The sequence below is a fragment of the Bacillus jepli genome, from assembly GCF_047238305.1.
GTDB lineage: Bacteria > Bacillota > Bacilli > Bacillales > Bacillaceae_L > Ferdinandcohnia.
Genome location: NZ_JBDFMO010000001.1, coordinates 2926151 through 2943684, shown reverse-complemented (window position 1 = coordinate 2943684; position 17534 = coordinate 2926151). Strand labels below are relative to the sequence as shown.

The window sequence follows — 17534 nt, the reverse complement described above, 5'->3', positions numbered from 1 at the left end:
CCCTATTTTCTATCTATGATTGCTTTTGCAATTAAGTCCCCGTGAAAACGCCCGTTTTCAATGAAAATCTCATTTGCATTATTCCCCGCTGCAATGACGCCCGAAATAAAAATCCCCTCAACATTTGTTTCCATTGTGTCAGGGTTAAACAAAGGTCTACCTGTATCATTCTCAATCTGAACATTCATTTTCTGTAAAAAGCTATGATCTGGATGATAGCCAGTCATGGCAAATACGTAATCATTTTTAATCTTCTTTTGTTCTTCCCCAACCTGATAGATCACGGAATCTTCTGTTATCTCAATCACATTGGCATTAAATTCCATTTTTATAATCCCATTACGAACCAATGATTCAAACTCTGGTAAGATCCATGGCTTAATGCTTGAGGAATACTCGGATCCACGGTATAAAACAGTTACTCTTGCATCAGCATTTACAAGCTCTAAAGCAGCATCGATACTTGAGTTCTTTCCACCAATTACGACGACATCTTTATCAAAATATGGATGGGGTTCTTTAAAATAATGAAAAACTTTAGAAAGCTCTTCACCTGGTACATTCATATAGTTAGGATGATCATAGTAGCCAGTCGCAACAATCACATATTTTGCTTGATACTCACCTTTAGAGCTTGTGATTTTAAAATGATTATTTTCAAGCTTTGTGACACCCGTTACTTTTTCAAAGGCATGCACCCTAATTTTTTCACGTTTTGCTACTTCCCGATAATAAGCCAAAGCTTGGTTTCTTTTTGGCTTACGACCTTCAATGATAAAAGGCACATTGCCAATCTCTAATTTTTCGCTTGTACTAAAAAATGTTTGGTGGGTTGGATAATGGTAAATGGCGTTTACAATATTCCCTTTTTCAATCACTAATGGTTTGATTCCGATATTTTGCAGTGCAATAGCAGCTGCTAATCCACAGGGTCCTCCCCCAATAATAACGACTTCTTCCGATTGCATGTTTGTCACTCCTACTTTTCAACAAAAAAATCTCCTACCGAAAATGATAGGAGATTTTTGTTCTCTTTGCAAATGTTATGAACTAAATCCAACCTCTAAATCGAGACGCTTCTGCCATTTTTCTTACGCCAACCATATAGGCTGCTAGTCTCATGTCAACACGTCTATTTTGCGCTGTTGAATAAATATTTTCAAATGATTTGACCATCACTTTTTCGAGTTTTTCTTCTACTTCTTCTTCAGACCAGTAATAGCCTTGGTTATTTTGAACCCATTCGAAATAGGATACAGTCACACCACCTGCACTTGCTAAAACGTCTGGTACAAGCAGAATTCCTCTTTCGGTTAAAATTTGTGTTGCTTCAAGAGTTGTAGGACCGTTTGCCGCTTCCACTACAATACTTGCACGAATATTATGGGCGTTTTCTTCTGTAATTTGGTTTTCGATAGCTGCCGGAACAAGAATATCACAATCTAGTTCCAATAGCTCCTTGTTTGTAATAGTATCGTTAAATAACTTAGTCACTGTTCCAAAGCTATCACGACGATCTAATAAGTAATCAATATCCAACCCATTTGGGTCATATAAGCCGCCATATGCATCAGAAATACCGATTACTTTAGCACCTGCATCATGCATGAATTTTGATAAAAAGCTACCAGCATTTCCAAAGCCTTGAACAACTACACGAGCACCTTCTAGATTAATACCTCGTTTCTTCGCCGCTTCGCGAATACAAATGGTTACACCCTTCGCAGTAGCAGACTCACGGCCATGGGACCCACCTAATACAAGTGGTTTTCCAGTGATGAATCCAGGCGAGTTAAATTCGTCAATTCGACTATACTCATCCATCATCCATGCCATAATTTGCGAATTTGTAAATACGTCTGGTGCCGGGATATCTTTTGTAGGACCTACGATTTGACTAATTGCACGAACATAGCCACGACTTAGTCGCTCAAGTTCACGGAATGACATATCTCGAGGGTCACAAATGATTCCGCCTTTTCCTCCACCGTATGGTAAATCGACGATACCGCATTTCAAACTCATCCATATCGAAAGCGCTTTAACTTCCTTTTCTGTTACATTTGGGTGAAAGCGAATTCCACCTTTTGTTGGACCTACTGCATCGTTATGCTGTGCCCGATAGCCTGTAAAGATATTTACAGAACCATCATCCATTCTTACCGGAATTTTAACGGTCATCATTCGGATTGGCTCTTTTAAAAGCTCATATACTTCCTCAGGGTACCCTAATTTTTCTAATGCTTTATGTATGACTGTTTGTGTAGATTTGAGGACATCCATTTTCTCTTCGTTATGTTGTTTTGAAATGTCCTTATTGTTTTCGGCTACCATTTGTAAACCTCCCAAGATTTTTCACAGTTCGATTCCTCTTCCTTAAAGGTGTAAACAAGAAGCTGGAAATGCCGAGTTTTTCGGTTTTTCAATTATTAAAATATGATTTCACATTTGCATAAAACAAAGACAGAAAAATAACATCTATTTTCCAGATAGTATTATTGTCCACCTTTCCAGTCACTAGTATACACCTTCCATTTGTTTATGCAAGATGAAAAATGAAGAATCTTCATTAAATTTATTTAAATAAAAATGCTGTTAGAATCTAGATATAGAATTCTATTAACGTAGAGAAAAACCCCTAATTTTCATTAGAGGCTTTCCTATTTTTTTATAAAATAGTTGTAAATATCTTTCATTGCATTTTCATTAAAAAGGATTTTGCCATACTCATGAACCCTATATTTCGTTAATGTCGCAGGATTTCCAAATTCAGCTAAAATGGCAATGATATTTTCTATTTGTAAAGATACATGATCTTCAAGTAATAAATAAAAATTGTTTTCATATGAATATAATCTGCCACCATCTATTGATAAGCTATTTAATCTGGTTGAAAGTTGAATGACATCTTCAAACGTATGAAACTCATAAAATATATCTTTACTTTCATCAAGAGTAACCTGCATTTCAATATAATCTTCATCCATAAATTCTTCATCTTCAAGGTCCCCGACTGAATTCGTTACAATGATCACCATTCCTTGTGCTTGTAAAGAGTAAACTTCTACAGCAATGGGACCATCTGCTTCAAAGCCTAATTCTACACTTGCTTCCTCGATCATATCACGAAATAATTGGTGGACCTTAAGCGAATCCGACAAAAGATCGTCTTTAGTGAGGCCACGATCAACCAGATCATCGAATGTAAGAAAAATCTTGATTTTATTATAAGTTAAGCGCTCAAGACGCATTAAAAACCCTCCCTCACCATCACACCTACGTACAACCGTTACATTATTTTATGAAGGAATATAAATTATGTTCTTGGTTTTAGCGTTGTTGGGACATTTTTTGCAATGTATTAGCTATCAGATGATTGAAGAGTAATCAGATGTGTTTCAGGTGGTGCACCAAACCTTAACGGTATGCCAGATGTACCGTATCCATTGCTGATAAATATGGTCATTCCGTTTTTATACTCGACACCGCCTTTAGGATATAGCCCAAATTTCCAAAATCGAATTTGTCCACCATGTGTATGACCTGATAATAAAAGATTAATCTTGTTGTCTGGTTTGAGCTCATTTTTTATTTCTGGATTATGGCTAACTAAAATTTTAAAACTTGCTTCATCCCCTGCATCCAAAAGAGCAAGATCCAATCTGCTTCTCCCTTGCTTCATATCATCAATCCCAAGGAGAGCAAGCTTCTCACCTTCCCCTGTTTCAAAAAACATCGCGGTGTTATCTAAAATTTTAATACCCATACTTAATAGCAAGGAATCAAGTTCATGATAATCCACTTCGTAATCATTATTGCCCCATACAAAATAAGTTGGTCCAACTGTATGAATTAATTGAAGGTTTTTCTTGACACGTTCAAAGGGTACACCCTTTTCTGTTAAATCCCCTCCAATTATCACAATGTCTGCTTTTCCTTTTACTTCATTAATTATTTTCTCAGATACCTCTCTTCTATGAATATCTGAAATGAAGAAAATGGTCAATTTTTTAAAACTTTTGGGAAAATCCGAAAATGTTAATGTCTTTGTTACAACACGATCAAGTCTTGCTTCCTGCCACATGTATAATAGGAGTAACATTCCTACAATTATAATCCCCAAAAAATATAGCATGGTCCACGCCCTATCTATCTCAATCAAGCATCTTATTCTTTATAATATAAGGATATGATACCATAAATTATGGAAAAGACTAACCTTAAACCATTCTATCCATCGATTAAAAAAAAGAATATGTCCAGCCCCTCAGAAAAATCGGGTTCCTAGTCATTTTTCTTCTTCATAAACCATACAGTAGAATGACATCGTTTTGTATTTTGACATCAAGGAGGTTGCTTCATGTTTACGACAAGGAAGGCCTATTACCCCTATGTAAGTCCATTTGACCCTTGTAAACCGATCACACCTAAAACATACGTTACCCCACCAAATCTTTATATACCGTTTCAACCTGCAAATCTACCTCAATTTACGCCAAAGGAAGCATTATACACAGGGACACTTTGGAAACTCTTTTACGATCCGTATTATGGTCCATATGAACCAAAACGGGAGGTAGAGAGCCAATGAATCCAAAACAGATGCCTCCAGAATATTATGCGTTATTAGAGGATTTACAGGCTTTGGATTTTGTCCTAGTGGAACTCACTTTGTATCTTGATACCCACCCAGGTGATTATGAGGCGATCCAACAATTCAATACGGTTTCCCAGCAACGAAGAAAAATCGCGAAACAGTATGAAGAAAGATTTGGACCTTTAACTCAATATGGTCGGTATAGCTATTCCAGTTACCCATGGAATTGGAATGACGAGCCTTGGCCGTGGCAGGTTTAATAAAAAATGAGCGATCTTACAGGGGGAGGAATAAACATTAATGTGGATTTATGAAAAGAAGCTCCAATATCCAGTCAAAGTGAGTACGTGTAATCCCATGTTAGCAAAGTTTCTAATCGAACAATATGGTGGTGCTGACGGTGAATTAGCTGCTGCATTACGTTATTTAAATCAGCGTTACACCATACCTGGAAAAGTTATTGGATTGTTAAATGATATAGGCACCGAAGAATTTGCTCATTTAGAAATGATTGCGACAATGGTATATAAACTTACAAAAGACGCTACCCCTGATCAATTAAAAGCTGCTGGATTAGCTCCTCACTATGTGAACCATGATTCTGCATTATTTTATGAAAATGCTGGTGGTGTTCCATTTACCGCTACGTATATCCAGGCAAAAGGTGACCCTATTGCAGATTTATATGAGGATATCGCAGCAGAAGAAAAAGCAAGAGCTACTTATCAATGGATCATCAATATGAGTGATGACCCTGATTTAAATGATAGCTTACGATTTTTAAGAGAGCGGGAAATTATCCATGCCCAACGATTTAAAGAAGCAGTAGAAATACTTAAAGAAGAACGTGATAAAAAGAAATTTTTCTAAAAGTGTAAATAGCTGAATACGAAATTCAGCTATTTACTTTCATGGTATAAAACTAATTTAGTTTAATTGGAATTCGCAAAACCTGTCCTTCAACGACAGTATCACCATTTATATTATTCCATCTTTTGATTAATTCTTCGCCAGAGCGGCTATTGTAATAATGCATGGAAATACGATAAAGTGTTTCATCAGCTTTTACTGTATGATACTTCACATCATAACGATCCTTCGGTTTTTCCTTCTGTTGAACAGGTTGTGTTACTTTTGTTTCTTCAGCTGTTGGTGGAGGATTGTTTTCCACAGCGTTTTGTTTTGGCTCTTCATTAGTTGGCCCTTCCACTTGTTTTTCAACTTCCGGCTGAGGTGGTTCTTCCTTTTCTACAGTCGACTTTTGTTCAACCTTTTCAGATTCTTCTTCGGGCTCATTTACTCCAGGAGCTTGTTCATTCTCATCCTCATCTTCATCTTCATAGCTAATGCTTTCGAAATTTATGCTCTTTTTTACAGGTGTTGATTCGATTTGGTCTGGAATCGAATTAAATTTATAACTAAGGATTGCAACAGGTAGTAATACAAACAAAAGAGCCAACAAACGAATAATTGGATATTTAATCCTCACTTTTGTTTTCTTTTTCTTCGTTTTATGAAATTCACTTCGAGGGGGTAATGTCGAAGTGCTTTTATTTAGAACATTTGATTTTTCTTCCCCATCAGGCTGCTTCAAGACGATACCTCCTCATTTTAAAGACTATGCAAATAATCTTTTCTAAGCTTTACAGCAAAAATAAAATCAATCCAAAAATGGGCATATACTGTAATCCAAAGATTTTGATAGAGCTCATAAACATACCCTAATAAAAAGCTTAAAAGGACAACCGATGTCAACAAGACCCATTTGTATAAATAGCGAACATGTAATATTGCAAAAATAAAACTTGCAATGAGTAGTCCAAAATGAGTTTGGATGACACCTCTAAATAAAATCTCTTCGGAAAAAGATATCAATAAACATAAAATAAAAATATGTGGGATACTTCTTCTTTGGAAAATACGCTCATTAATTCCACCATCATCATACATTGCTTCTGGAAGCCACTTCATTAGTAAAAAATCAACAAACACAACAACCATTGCAAAAGCAGAACCAATGAAAAGAATATTCCAGTCCTTCAAAGTCCAAAGCTTTATAAAGGATGCCCAATTGTCAAACAAGAAAAAACCAAGAACTAAGGACACAACTAATAAAATTCCTTGAGTTAAATAAAGGTGAAAAACAATTTCTTTGTCCGGCAAATGTTTAATAATATCAGCTTGACGCCTACCCATATTTTTCACCCATTTCTATGGAAAATTCGATGTAATTCTTGTCTCCAAGAAGGTGGTTTCCACTCATTTTCCTCATTAAATTTGCGCTTGTACATATCCCAATCTATTTCACATAAATCACAGCATGATGCAGGCTTTTTTACTATTTCTTCATTGAAATAAGCCAAGATTGCTTCACGCCGACATTTTTGTGACTTTATCCAACTCTCCATCATTTTAAGTTTATTAAGCTTATATACATATCGTTTCCTTGCGGCTTCTTCGACGATATAAATGGCCGTTTGCACATTAACAGGAGTTTGTATAACCTCGTCTAGTGCAAGATATAATTGAATAAATCGCCATTGGACTTCTGATACACTAAAGACTGTTAGAAAGTACTCCTCAACCGTTTTTGTATATATAAATGTACCCTTATCCTTAATTTCCTGATTAATATATTCAACCACCATTTGGGTTTGTTCATTTGTCGGTAGTTCATATTTTATCAAGACTTCCGGAATCTCATGGTCCATTTCATGATATAACAGGATGGCTGCACTTGGTTTTCCGTCTCTGCCCGCACGTCCTATTTCCTGTAAATACGCCTCCATCTGTGACGGGTAGTGAAAATGAATGACAAAACGAATATCGGGTTTATCCACACCCATCCCAAATGCATTCGTACAGCAAATAATGGACAGTTGGTTATGGATAAATTGTTCCTGAATCAGCATTCTTTTTTCCTGCTCCATCCCACCGTGATAAAAAGCTACTCGTTCAAAACCATTTTCCTTTAGATATTGGGCGATATTTTCAGCCATGATCCGACTTGAAAAATAGACGATCCCTGGACCTTGTAACTCTTCTGCATATTTTAAAAGCTCTTCCTTTTTATCTTCAAGAGAATCAACTTTTTTAACGGCAATTGCAATATTGGGTCGATCTATGGAATGTATATGCATTTTAGGATTTCTTAATTGTAAGGTTCCTTTGATATCCTCAAAAACCTCTTTTGTTGCCGTTGCTGTTAAGGCAAGGCAAGGTGGAGACCCAATAATTTTGCGAATATCACCAAGCCTTGAATAGTCAGGTCGAAAATCATGCCCCCATTGCGAAATACAATGTGCCTCATCCACCACAAATAAAGAAAAATGAATTCCTTTTAATCGGTTAATCAAAAATTTCGATTGAAGTATTTCAGGTGATGCAAAGATGTATTTATATTTATGGAGTTCGGGGATAATCTTGCGTTTTTTTTCATACGATAAGAAACTATTCAGAGCAATTACTCTTTTTTCGCCCATTTTCTTTAATTGAAGCACCTGGTCCTCCATTAATGCAACGAGTGGTGAAATAATAAGAACACTCCCATCAAGGATTTGGGCAGGCAATTGATAGCAAAGGGATTTTCCTCCTCCTGTTGGTAAAAGTGCAATGACATCATGCCCACAAAGGATATCCTCGATGATTTCCTCTTGCCCTTTCCGAAAGGAGGTATGATTAAATTTTTCTACTAAAATTTCTTTAAGATTCATGTTATATCACCAATTCTTGCAAGGACGAGCCTAATTTCAAAATAAGAAATGTCATTTGAAAGTTTTTCCTTAATAGGTCTTAATTGTTTGGTTTGCAATGTTTGATAGGTTGACAAAATCAATTGTTGATGTTGCGAAGACACAAATGAATCAATTGAAAATTCAGGTTGTTGGTGTGTGACTTCTACAACATGGTCCTCAATTGTATTCCGTTTCAAATTTCGAATAAGTGCAATTTCGTCAATTGTTTTTCCCTGCAATAGCATCTGATAAGTCACCTTTGTTGAAGCAGTTAATAACACATTGTTGTCATGGTTAGTCTCAGTCATTGAAACAAGGATTGGAAATTTTTCACCATTTATTTCAAGTTGTTTAACAATCGTATGAAGCGTATGTAGAAAAAGAAGCTGGCACCATGTCTCATCCTCATTTAATAAAGAACTAATTTGTTCAATTGTATTTCCGATTCTGGACGAACTTGTTAGCCTCATGACGAAAATGGTCGCTTCAAGCTCTGAAACACTTTCAAGGGATACCAAAACCTCTTTATATAAGCATTCAGACAATTCATACCGATTATGTCCATTTTTCATTAGGAATTCTTTTACCCATTCAAAAACCGCATCTTCTTGTTGAATAGGTGTGTATTGTTTATTCCCATTAATCAAATTCGACAAAACCTGTGTAAGAAGAGAAAGTCTTCGCCAAAGCAATAGAGATTGATCATTGTATTTCCAACCATTTAAATGTTCAGGTATTGGTTTCTTTTTATGTTCACTACTTAAGAGGGAATATCCACTTTTAGTCAAAATGAATTTATTGCTTGTTGGTGTTATTTCTTTTATCATAGAAAGTTGGTGGAGCAATGTTATCTCTTTATCAAACAGTTCTCTATCTAACGGTTTAAGAATTCCAAATAAGGATGTGAGACTAAATAGATTCGCATCCCCAATCGTTTGAGAGGATTTTTTACCATTTAATAAATGATAAATACCATAAACGGTTCGTTCTCCGTTGAGTTTATCGATGCAAGTTAAAATCAATATTGAACGATAGGATAGGTACACGGTCTTCCCCCCCATAATCGAAATACATGGAAAATTGTCGAATGAATGTTACTTTTATTTTATCAAATAATAACGAAAAGTGGGATGTTTTCGTGTGGAAATATGGACATGCTTGTCAGAAAGGAAAAACCCTTCTCCATTAAGCAATCTCACATTATATTTTTATTGAAAAGTTTGGTGAACAGCTTTACAATGAGATATGAGGAAGCTGTTTCTCATCTTTTTGAGGAAGGAAGATGGGGAACTAATATAAATATATGTTTATACATGTAAAGATTTCGGGAGGTTAAGTACACATGGCAAAGTATACCATTGTTGACAAAGAAACTTGTATCGCTTGTGGTGCATGTGGTGCAGCTGCACCGGACATCTACGATTACGATGATGACGGTATTGCATTTGTAACACTTGATGATAACCAAGGAATTGTTGAAATTCCAGAAATATTAGAAGAAGATATGATTGATGCATTTGAGGGTTGTCCAACTGATTCCATTAAAGTTGCAGACGAGCCTTTTGATGGTGATCCGTTGAAATTTGAATAGAACAGTCAATTAAAAAACCCTTTTCCAAAAAGGGGTTTTTTTAATGAAAAAAACAGGCTTAGAAAGCCTGTTTTATTTGGTTTATCCTAGTGGAACTTCTTTACGTTCCCCTTTTTTGAATGTCATCAATGTTTTATAGCCAACACTTTTTGCTAAATCAATCGCCTGGTCAAAATCAGCACCTACATCTTGTGGACGATGTGCGTCAGATGACAAAACAATTGGGATATTTTTGTCAAAACACATTTGGAGAAGTCTTGGATCAGGATAAAGCTTGCCAATCGGCTTTCGTAACCCTGCTGTACTAATTTCAACACATGTTTTTGAATTTGCTAAAGCCGTTGTCGCACGATCAAATTGATGCAAGAGGAATTCTTCGTCCTCCGGGATATACTTAAAAATTTTGACAAGATCAATATGACCGATAATATCAAATAAGTTTGATTGTGCTAATGTAATCACCTGATCATAATATTTCGTATATGTATCATGTAAATCTCGTTTGTCCCATTCATCACGGAACTCCGCAAGGTCAATTCCAAAATCTCCAACCCAGTGAATCGATCCAATTACATAATCAAAGTCATAGGATGAAATGAATTTTTCCATCTCAGCATGCTTACCAGGTGTATAGTCCATTTCAATCGACATTTTTACATCAATATCATTTTTCCAGGCAAGCTTAAATAAATCAACATAATCCTTCATATCGTAATATCTCCTTGCATCTACCCAAGGATTACTAAGGATATCTTTTGTCTGATAAAAATGATAAGCATGCTCGGAAATCCCAAAATGATCAATTTTCTTAAGCTTAGCTTCATCAATAAACTTCAATAAATAGTCTAATTCAAGTGTACCCAGCTCTAAATGATTGTGATAATCAGTGCGCATAAGAATCCCCCATCGAAGTTTTTATCATTATACATGAACAAGCTTCTAATGGGAATGAAAAAGCTTAAAAATAATTTAAGTTTTTTCTACAATTAAGACTTGATTTGGAAAAATTAAGTCACCTGTTAACTGATTTAAAGCTTTAATTTCTTCGACAGATAATCCTACTTTATTTGCAATCACAGAAAGAGATTCTCCCTCCTTGACTGTGTAGGTTTCAAGCTCTTTTGAAACCTCAATCCCCTCTTTTTGCATAATGGTAGGAACCAAAATCTGCTCGTCAGTCAGTACATAAAGAGGGTCAATGGCATTGTTTCTAGAAGGATTCCATTCCCCGTTGTGTACTTCGAAATGTAAGTGTGGTCCAGTTGAATTCCCTGTACTCCCTATCTGCCCAATTATTTGGCCCTTTGCAACTCGCTCTCCTTCTTTTACACTCCGTTTACTAAGATGTGCATAGACAGTTTCATACCCATTAGGGTGTTGTATGAAAATGACATGTCCATATGACCCCTTGAAACTTGAAATGGTAACGATTCCTTCTTCAACCGCATATATGTGATCTCCAACTGGAGCAGCGATATCTAAGCCTTTATGATTCCCTTGCCTAGTTCCAAATGTATCAGTGATTCTCCCTGTGACTGGCCATGCCCACTCTTCTGTTGTTTTTGCTGGTAATTCCTGTGCATAGGCATGCTGGACATTGAAAAAGATTAAATCCACACAAATTACCATTACGGCAAAAATAGCAATCCGTCTAACAAAAAAAAACATGATGATCCTCCTCAAAAAATGAACAATTCGTGCTATGAAGAATAACACCCTTTCATTATTTGAAAAACTTTCTTAAATTATGTAAATAAATGCATGTATATTTTTTGGGGAACAAAAAACAAAAAAGAGACAACTAAGTGCCTCTTTATTGTATTGGTAGTGGATTTGGTGCTAATGGGACCGGTGTCGGTTCACCAAAGCGTACACTTCCAATTTGATCAATATTTCCGTAAAATGTAACTTTATCAAAGTTAAATTCCTTAGCAGTTAGCATGATTGCATCTAACATTAGGATATTATCATCAGTGTTCTCTAATACTGCATCGTCACTGAAATAAACCTCTAAATTAGAACCCTCTTCGTTAATATCCTTTATTTCAGTTATAATTGTTGCAAAAAGTTTATAATCGCCTTGAGTTTTATCATTTTTCATAGCTTCCAGCGCCTGCTTAACTGTCTTGAATTCTTCGTAAGTTAAGGCTAAAAGCTTATGACCGGATTCCTCATTCATATAATATAAATAGGCTTTTTTCGTATCTTTTTCGAGATCGATATTATTTTCTGTAATACCGGTCTCCCCGACCATAATACCCTGTTGATCATTTTGAAAAAGTTCAGCATGCTGATAATCTTCTACCAGATAACGGAAGGAATTAATTACATGGGTAAACTCTTCCATTTGACCAGATGCAAATGAATCTGTATGAATTGTGTTATTTACATCTACCCTTACGGCTTTTGCAGAATCCTTTGTTTCAACTTCTGAAAAATCCGCAAAATAGGACTCTGGTAGCTCATCAATGCCCCATTCCGCATTTTGACGAATAAATTCATTTACCTGTGGAATGTTTTTCTGCCATTGTTCTATAACATCCTGACCATCTGATTCAACAACGATTGATACGAAGGTAGGAAACATGACACCACCTAAATATACCCCATATGTTAATAATACTTGATTTTTACCTACACTATTAACTGCATAGCTTTGATTAGGTTGTTCCTCCGAAGAAAAAATCCCCACCTCATCATCTGATTTTGGTTCTTCAGCTTTTTGTATTGTGCTAACTGATTTATCGTTTGATGCTGCTTCTTTATTAATATCCATAGCAATACTCTTTTCTTCTCTATTCATTTTAGCAGAGTCGGAGCTTGAACTATTCATATTATTAATGAAAGAAGGAGCTAAAATGAATAACAGAAGCGCTGCTGCAACAGATGCAATAGTTGGAACCATCCAAACCTTTTTCTTTTGCTTATTCATTTTAAGGGTTATATTCTGATAAATTTCTTGTGGTTTACGATTGTCTTTCATTCTTGGCATTTGCGATAGCATCTGCTCTAGTTGTTCATCGTTCCACTCTGATTTTTTCATCTTCTACACCCTCCTTTATACCAGATTCTTCCATATACGTTTTTAAGACCTTAAGTGCTCTATGTTGAGTTGTTTTTACTTTACTTTCTGTCCATCCTAGAGCTTCAGCGGTCTCAGCAATCGAAAGAGATTGAATATAACGTAAAATTAGGACCATACGTTGATCGGTCGTACAGCGTTCTAAACACCGGTACATCATCTGGACTTGCTCATTTTGTAAGGCTATTTCTTCCGGAAGTGGAGCAAAATCTTTTACCTCTTGGCGGCTCCAATCAAATGAATCCATAATTCTTTGTTTCCAGCCTTTTTGTTTTCGAAATGAATCAATCGCAACATGTCTTGCAATTGAAAATAGCCATGTCTTTTCACTACTTTTTCCTTCGAATCTATCATATGATTTTAAAACTCTTATATAAACTTCCTGAACGAGATCTTCAGCCAGTTCACGATTTTTTACCATATAAAATAAGAAGGAGAAGACATCGTGATGATACTTTTCATATAGTTCCTCAAATAAGGAATCCATTTTGCAAATCCTCCCGTTCATTTCATTAGTCGAATGTTTTTTAAAAAAGTTACACTCCCAATATAGTATGTTTTCATAAAAAAAGGAAGAATATTTTGGAAATATTCTTCCTTACTTTGCGATTGTTACATTTTTTAAGAATAATAGTCTTAAAATGGGGTACAGGATAAGAAAAAACACTCCGTTCCCGATTGCATGACTCATATCAAATGGTAGTCCAGCTATGTAATAAGCAAAAAACTTACCGGAGAACAAATAAAGGGGCATTGAAATTACAAGTCCATAGAGAAAACCACAAAACACTGCATAAATAACTAGGACCACAACCGGTATTCGGTCGCGATATTTACGTAATGCTCCACTTATTAAACCAATGATCCCCCATGCAAAGATTTGCCCAACTGTCCATAAGCCCATCCCCATCACAAGGTTGGATAATACCGAGCTTAATACAGCTACCACCACTCCATAAATTGGTCCTAAAAACAAGCTTGCTATGATGATAATGGCAGTCGTTGGCTGAACATTTGGGAGGAATGTAAACATAATTCGCCCAACAACCGATAATGCGATTAACATTGATAAGAACGTTAGGTTTTTTACAGATAAATTCATTATTCCCATGTTTGTAAATCGAATTCAAACTTGTCTTCTGGCTCTACTTCGATATCTTTTGCTCCTACCATTGCATCCTCACCATTTACGGAAATATGCCAATAGGTTTTCTCTTCATTATTTGCTGCAACTCCACTAATGCTACTAATAAAACCAGCTTCATCAGCTTCGATTTCAAAGTTTTCTAGCATCATATCCATTAAGGTCGTTTCTTTTCCTGCCTCAATTTCGAGTTCTTTTTCTTCGATGATTTCTTCTCCGTTGTTTTTCGAGATAACGACAGTTACTATTTCAGCTTTTTCTTCTTTTTTAACTGTTTCTGATGCATTGTTATTGTTTGTAGAATCGTTTGTGGATTGTTCATTGCTACATCCAAATAATAATCCTAATGCAAGTAAAATAACTATAAATTTTTTCATGTTCTAGCTCCCCTTTATGTTAGATAGTTTATATATGTGCTAAGCACGAAATACCAAAAGAAAAAGCTCACCACATCGGGTGAGCTTTGTTAATCATATGGAAAAACAACAAAAAAGCAGGAAGCTTTATTGTTAATTCCCACACCCCGAAGAATTAAATGCGATCGAATTAGGCAGGTCTACTGACTTTAGCTTCTTTCTACTTTGAGTCCTTCCCATATAATGAACAGCATTTGCCATCCATTCATACAGTGGTTCTTCTCATTTCGTCCACTTTTACAGTTGCGGGGGCAGTTCTGGATTCACACCAGATTCCCTATTAAGTCCTTGAGATTAATTTTATCCTCAGACACCTATAATTCTGATTTTTTATTATATTTTTGTTAACCTTCTTTATATTACAAGAAGGCTGATTCGTTTACAAGGAAAATGTTTCTTATGAAACAAGAATCTTCGTCACCAAATTTCAAATTACTCACTGTTTCGAGGAATAACGAATGTAAATGTCGTTCCTTCGCCCAGTTTACTGTGAACAGAAATATTTCCATTGTGGGCACCAATAATGTTTTTTACAATAGCTAGTCCTAATCCAGTACCAGACTTACCTCTTGTTCTTGCTTTGTCCGCCTTATAAAAACGTTCAAATACAAACGGTAGATCCTCTTCTGGAATTCCAGACCCCGTATCCCTGATATCTACTTTAATAGATGTATCTTGTCCTGTTACATGTACCTCGACTCTACCATTTTCTTCGGTATGTCTAATAGCATTATCAATTAAATTTGTAAATACTTGCTCAATACGATCAGGATCGATGGAAATTTCACCTATATCTTCTTCTTTCGTTGCAGTTAGAGTAATTAAATTCTCCTTAGCTAAACCTTGAAATTTCCGAATCACTCGGTTAATAAACGAATCGAAGTCAACATGTTCTTTATTCAAGGTAATATGACCTGATTGCATCCTCGCTATGTCTAATAATTCGTTGACAAGTCTTCCCATACGTAGTGACTCATCGTAGATGACCTTCGTGATTTCTTTCCTCTCTTCTTCAGAGCTTGCAATATCATCCATAATCGCTTCACTATAACCCTGTAGCATAGCTATCGGTGTTCTTAACTCATGTGAAACATTTGCGATGAAGTCCTCACGAAGCTTATCCAATCGTCTTTCTTCTGTCATATCACGAAGAACAGCAACGGCCCCCCTAATATATGTTTGATTATAGAGTGGACTCATCAGAATAACCCAGGTTCTTCCTTGAAGGCTTATTTCAATAAATTGCTCTTTTTCAAAGGAAACAGCACGTTGAAAGAGATCTTTAACTTGTGGTGGAAGCTCCTCTCCAACATCCTGATACATCCCTTGTTGATAGTACCAAGCCTGAAGGAAGCGTTCAGCAGGTGGATTTGTAACCAGAATCGTTCCATCACGATTTAACGTGATGACGCCATCTGCCATACTATTTAAGATACTTGCAAGCTGCTCTTTTTCTTGATTAAGAGCGTTCATATTATATTTTAATTGCCTTCCCATTTGGTTAAGTGCCAAACCTAAAGCCCCAATTTCGTCATGAGTTAGAATAGGTACCTTCGTATCAAATTTTCCTTTCGCAACTTCTGTAGCTGCTTCCCTCATTTTACGTAAAGGAGCCGTAATTCGAGTCAATAAGAAAAACGCAAAAACAGTTGTAAGTACAATACCTATGCCTGCAGCTAATATAATGAATTGGGTTGTACGTTGGGTTGTCTGCTGCACAACATCTAATGATTGATAAAGAAAAACTGCACCCTTCTGATCATTTTCAATATGAAGGGGTGCCCCAACAACAAATAACTCTCGGCTTTGATTATTTACATTATCAGTTTCTGGAAGGATGAGCTTTTTACTTTTGTTTTGATCCTTTGTAATAACGAGTTTAAGATCTGGATCATCTGTTAAAAGGCTAACAGGGATATTTGCGAGTGATTTACGATCGGGTGATATCCAATATGTGTTTTCATCTGCTACAATTATTACCTTTGTTTCGTCATTCACAAGCTCCCATGCAAGGTTCCGTGCAATATCTTTATCCTCTTGCTGCTCCATTATAACCGCAATATTTGCCGCTAGCTGGGTTAAATTTCGTTCAGCTTCCTGGATATGATAATTTTCAAAATACTCCATGAATAAAACGGTTAAAACAAATAGTACAAAGGAAAACAGTAAAAGAATGGTTGCCCAAAGTTTTCCTACAACACTTCTCCAAAATTTCATTCCTGGCCGACCTCAAATTTATAACCAACGCCCCATACAGTAACAATCATTTTTGCAGCATCCTGAGATACTTTATTTAACTTTTCACGTAAGCGTTTAACATGAGTATCAACCGTACGTAAGTCACCAAAGAATTCGTAATGCCACACTTCCTTTAGCAGTTGTTCACGGTCAAATACCTTGTCAGGTGATTTTGCTAGGAAACATAATAGTTCATATTCCTTAGGTGTTAAGCCTACTTCTTTTCCATCAGCAGTGACACGATGTGCATCATTATCAATTGTTAGATGTGGGAATACGATAACATCCTTTGCAGTTGTTTCGGTTTGTAGGTAGGTAGTAAGGGATGCTCTTCTTAATAATGCTTTCACACGCAAAACAACCTCTCTTGGACTAAAGGGTTTGACTATATAGTCATCGGTTCCAACTTCAAATCCTTGAACGCGGTTCACTTCTTCACCTTTGGCAGTAAGCATAATGATTGGAGTTGATTTCTTTTCTCGTAACTCCCGACATACTTCAATTCCGTCTTTTCCTGGCATCATGAGATCTAATAAAATAAGATCATATTCGTTTTTTAATGCCTTTTCTAAGGCAACATCGCCATTGTCTGCTTCTTCTATCACATAATTTTCTCTTTCTAAATACATTTTAAGTAAACGACGAATTCTCTCTTCATCATCGACTACTAAAATTTTTGCTTCATTTTCCATTGTTTATTCCTCCAATTTCTTTCCGAAAGAATATTTCTAT

General features: G+C 36.0%; 20 protein-coding genes and 1 riboswitch. Of the genes, 4 read left to right on the top strand and 16 right to left on the bottom strand.

Annotated elements, in window-relative coordinates; translation table 11 throughout:
• Nucleotides 1–2: 2 nt before the first annotated feature.
• The 4 genes from ABC371_RS15025 to ABC371_RS15010 all read right to left on the bottom strand — a co-directional run bounded on the left by ABC371_RS15025 (nt 3) and on the right by ABC371_RS15010 (nt 4135).
• Entirely contained in the window at nt 3–968 is a 966-nt protein-coding gene (locus ABC371_RS15025) for a YpdA family putative bacillithiol disulfide reductase (protein WP_412897518.1), read from the bottom strand.
• 82 nt (nt 969–1050) lie between these two features.
• Nucleotides 1051–2283, bottom strand: coding sequence for a Glu/Leu/Phe/Val family dehydrogenase (locus ABC371_RS15020; RefSeq protein WP_412899365.1), 1233 nt, complete (start codon nt 2281–2283; stop codon nt 1051–1053).
• Nucleotides 2284–2660: 377 nt separating this feature from the next.
• On the bottom strand, nt 2661–3251 hold the full coding sequence (locus ABC371_RS15015; protein WP_412897517.1) for a genetic competence negative regulator: 591 nt from the start codon (nt 3249–3251) through the stop codon (nt 2661–2663).
• A gap of 110 nt (nt 3252–3361) precedes the next feature.
• Nucleotides 3362–4135: a metallophosphoesterase gene (locus ABC371_RS15010; RefSeq protein ID WP_412897516.1), complete on the bottom strand. Its 774-nt coding sequence runs from the start codon at nt 4133–4135 to the stop codon at nt 3362–3364.
• A gap of 225 nt (nt 4136–4360) precedes the next feature.
• Between ABC371_RS15010 and ABC371_RS15005 the strand changes: the two genes are divergently transcribed.
• From ABC371_RS15005 to ABC371_RS14995, 3 genes are read left to right on the top strand one after another with little or no spacing between them, the layout of a single operon-like run.
• On the top strand, nt 4361–4591 hold the full coding sequence (locus tag ABC371_RS15005) for a spore coat associated protein CotJA (RefSeq protein ID WP_412897515.1): 231 nt from the start codon (nt 4361–4363) through the stop codon (nt 4589–4591).
• Entirely contained in the window at nt 4588–4857 is a 270-nt protein-coding gene (locus ABC371_RS15000; RefSeq protein ID WP_136377908.1) for a spore coat protein CotJB, read from the top strand. Before ABC371_RS15005 ends, ABC371_RS15000 begins: the two co-directional genes overlap by 4 nt.
• A 40-nt stretch (nt 4858–4897) precedes the next feature.
• Nucleotides 4898–5467, top strand: a complete 570-nt coding sequence (locus tag ABC371_RS14995; RefSeq protein ID WP_412897514.1) for a manganese catalase family protein — start codon at nt 4898–4900, stop codon at nt 5465–5467.
• 52 nt (nt 5468–5519) lie between these two features.
• Here the strand turns inward: ABC371_RS14995 and ABC371_RS14990 are convergent, their stop codons facing one another.
• The 4 genes from ABC371_RS14990 to ABC371_RS14975 are packed head-to-tail and all read right to left on the bottom strand — an operon-like array spanning nt 5520 to nt 9377.
• Nucleotides 5520–6191, bottom strand: coding sequence for a LysM peptidoglycan-binding domain-containing protein (locus ABC371_RS14990; RefSeq protein ID WP_412897513.1), 672 nt, complete (start codon nt 6189–6191; stop codon nt 5520–5522).
• A 17-nt stretch (nt 6192–6208) separates the two neighbouring features.
• Nucleotides 6209–6793, bottom strand: coding sequence for a CPBP family intramembrane glutamic endopeptidase (locus ABC371_RS14985; RefSeq protein ID WP_412897512.1), 585 nt, complete (start codon nt 6791–6793; stop codon nt 6209–6211).
• A 5-nt stretch (nt 6794–6798) separates the two neighbouring features.
• On the bottom strand, nt 6799–8310 hold the full coding sequence (locus ABC371_RS14980) for a RecQ family ATP-dependent DNA helicase (RefSeq protein WP_412897511.1): 1512 nt from the start codon (nt 8308–8310) through the stop codon (nt 6799–6801).
• Complete coding sequence (locus ABC371_RS14975) at nt 8307–9377, bottom strand: YpbB family protein (protein ID WP_412897510.1); 1071 nt, start codon at nt 9375–9377, stop codon at nt 8307–8309. The genes ABC371_RS14980 and ABC371_RS14975 overlap by 4 nt, the downstream gene beginning before the upstream one ends.
• Nucleotides 9378–9673: 296 nt before the next feature.
• Between ABC371_RS14975 and ABC371_RS14970 the strand changes: the two genes are divergently transcribed.
• Nucleotides 9674–9922, top strand: a complete 249-nt coding sequence (locus ABC371_RS14970; RefSeq protein WP_077618638.1) for a 4Fe-4S domain-containing protein — start codon at nt 9674–9676, stop codon at nt 9920–9922.
• A gap of 81 nt (nt 9923–10003) precedes the next feature.
• On the opposite strand, the gene ABC371_RS14965 is transcribed toward ABC371_RS14970, so the two are convergent.
• The 8 genes from ABC371_RS14965 to ABC371_RS14930 all read right to left on the bottom strand — a co-directional run bounded on the left by ABC371_RS14965 (nt 10004) and on the right by ABC371_RS14930 (nt 17494).
• Nucleotides 10004–10816, bottom strand: coding sequence for a histidinol-phosphatase (locus tag ABC371_RS14965; protein WP_412897509.1), 813 nt, complete (start codon nt 10814–10816; stop codon nt 10004–10006).
• 75 nt (nt 10817–10891) lie between these two features.
• Complete coding sequence (locus ABC371_RS14960; RefSeq protein ID WP_412897508.1) at nt 10892–11590, bottom strand: peptidoglycan DD-metalloendopeptidase family protein; 699 nt, start codon at nt 11588–11590, stop codon at nt 10892–10894.
• Between the two features lie 145 nt (nt 11591–11735).
• On the bottom strand, nt 11736–12965 hold the full coding sequence (locus ABC371_RS14955; protein ID WP_412897507.1) for a GerMN domain-containing protein: 1230 nt from the start codon (nt 12963–12965) through the stop codon (nt 11736–11738).
• Nucleotides 12940–13491 (bottom strand): RNA polymerase sigma factor SigX, encoded by a 552-nt coding sequence (sigX, locus tag ABC371_RS14950; protein ID WP_412897506.1) that lies wholly within the window; start codon nt 13489–13491, stop codon nt 12940–12942. The genes ABC371_RS14955 and sigX overlap by 26 nt, the downstream gene beginning before the upstream one ends.
• Nucleotides 13492–13602: 111 nt before the next feature.
• Nucleotides 13603–14106: an ECF transporter S component gene (locus ABC371_RS14945; protein ID WP_412897505.1), complete on the bottom strand. Its 504-nt coding sequence runs from the start codon at nt 14104–14106 to the stop codon at nt 13603–13605.
• On the bottom strand, nt 14106–14525 hold the full coding sequence (locus ABC371_RS14940) for a DUF4430 domain-containing protein (protein WP_412897504.1): 420 nt from the start codon (nt 14523–14525) through the stop codon (nt 14106–14108). Before ABC371_RS14940 ends, ABC371_RS14945 begins: the two co-directional genes overlap by 1 nt.
• Before the next feature lie 155 nt (nt 14526–14680).
• A riboswitch (cobalamin riboswitch) is annotated at nt 14681–14897 on the bottom strand.
• A gap of 99 nt (nt 14898–14996) precedes the next feature.
• The gene (locus tag ABC371_RS14935; protein ID WP_412897503.1) at nt 14997–16781 is read right to left on the bottom strand and encodes an ATP-binding protein; all 1785 of its coding nucleotides are present in this window, start codon (nt 16779–16781) and stop codon (nt 14997–14999) included.
• Nucleotides 16778–17494 (bottom strand): response regulator transcription factor, encoded by a 717-nt coding sequence (locus tag ABC371_RS14930; protein WP_412897502.1) that lies wholly within the window; start codon nt 17492–17494, stop codon nt 16778–16780. The genes ABC371_RS14935 and ABC371_RS14930 overlap by 4 nt, the downstream gene beginning before the upstream one ends.
• Between the last annotated feature and the right edge of the window lie 40 nt (nt 17495–17534).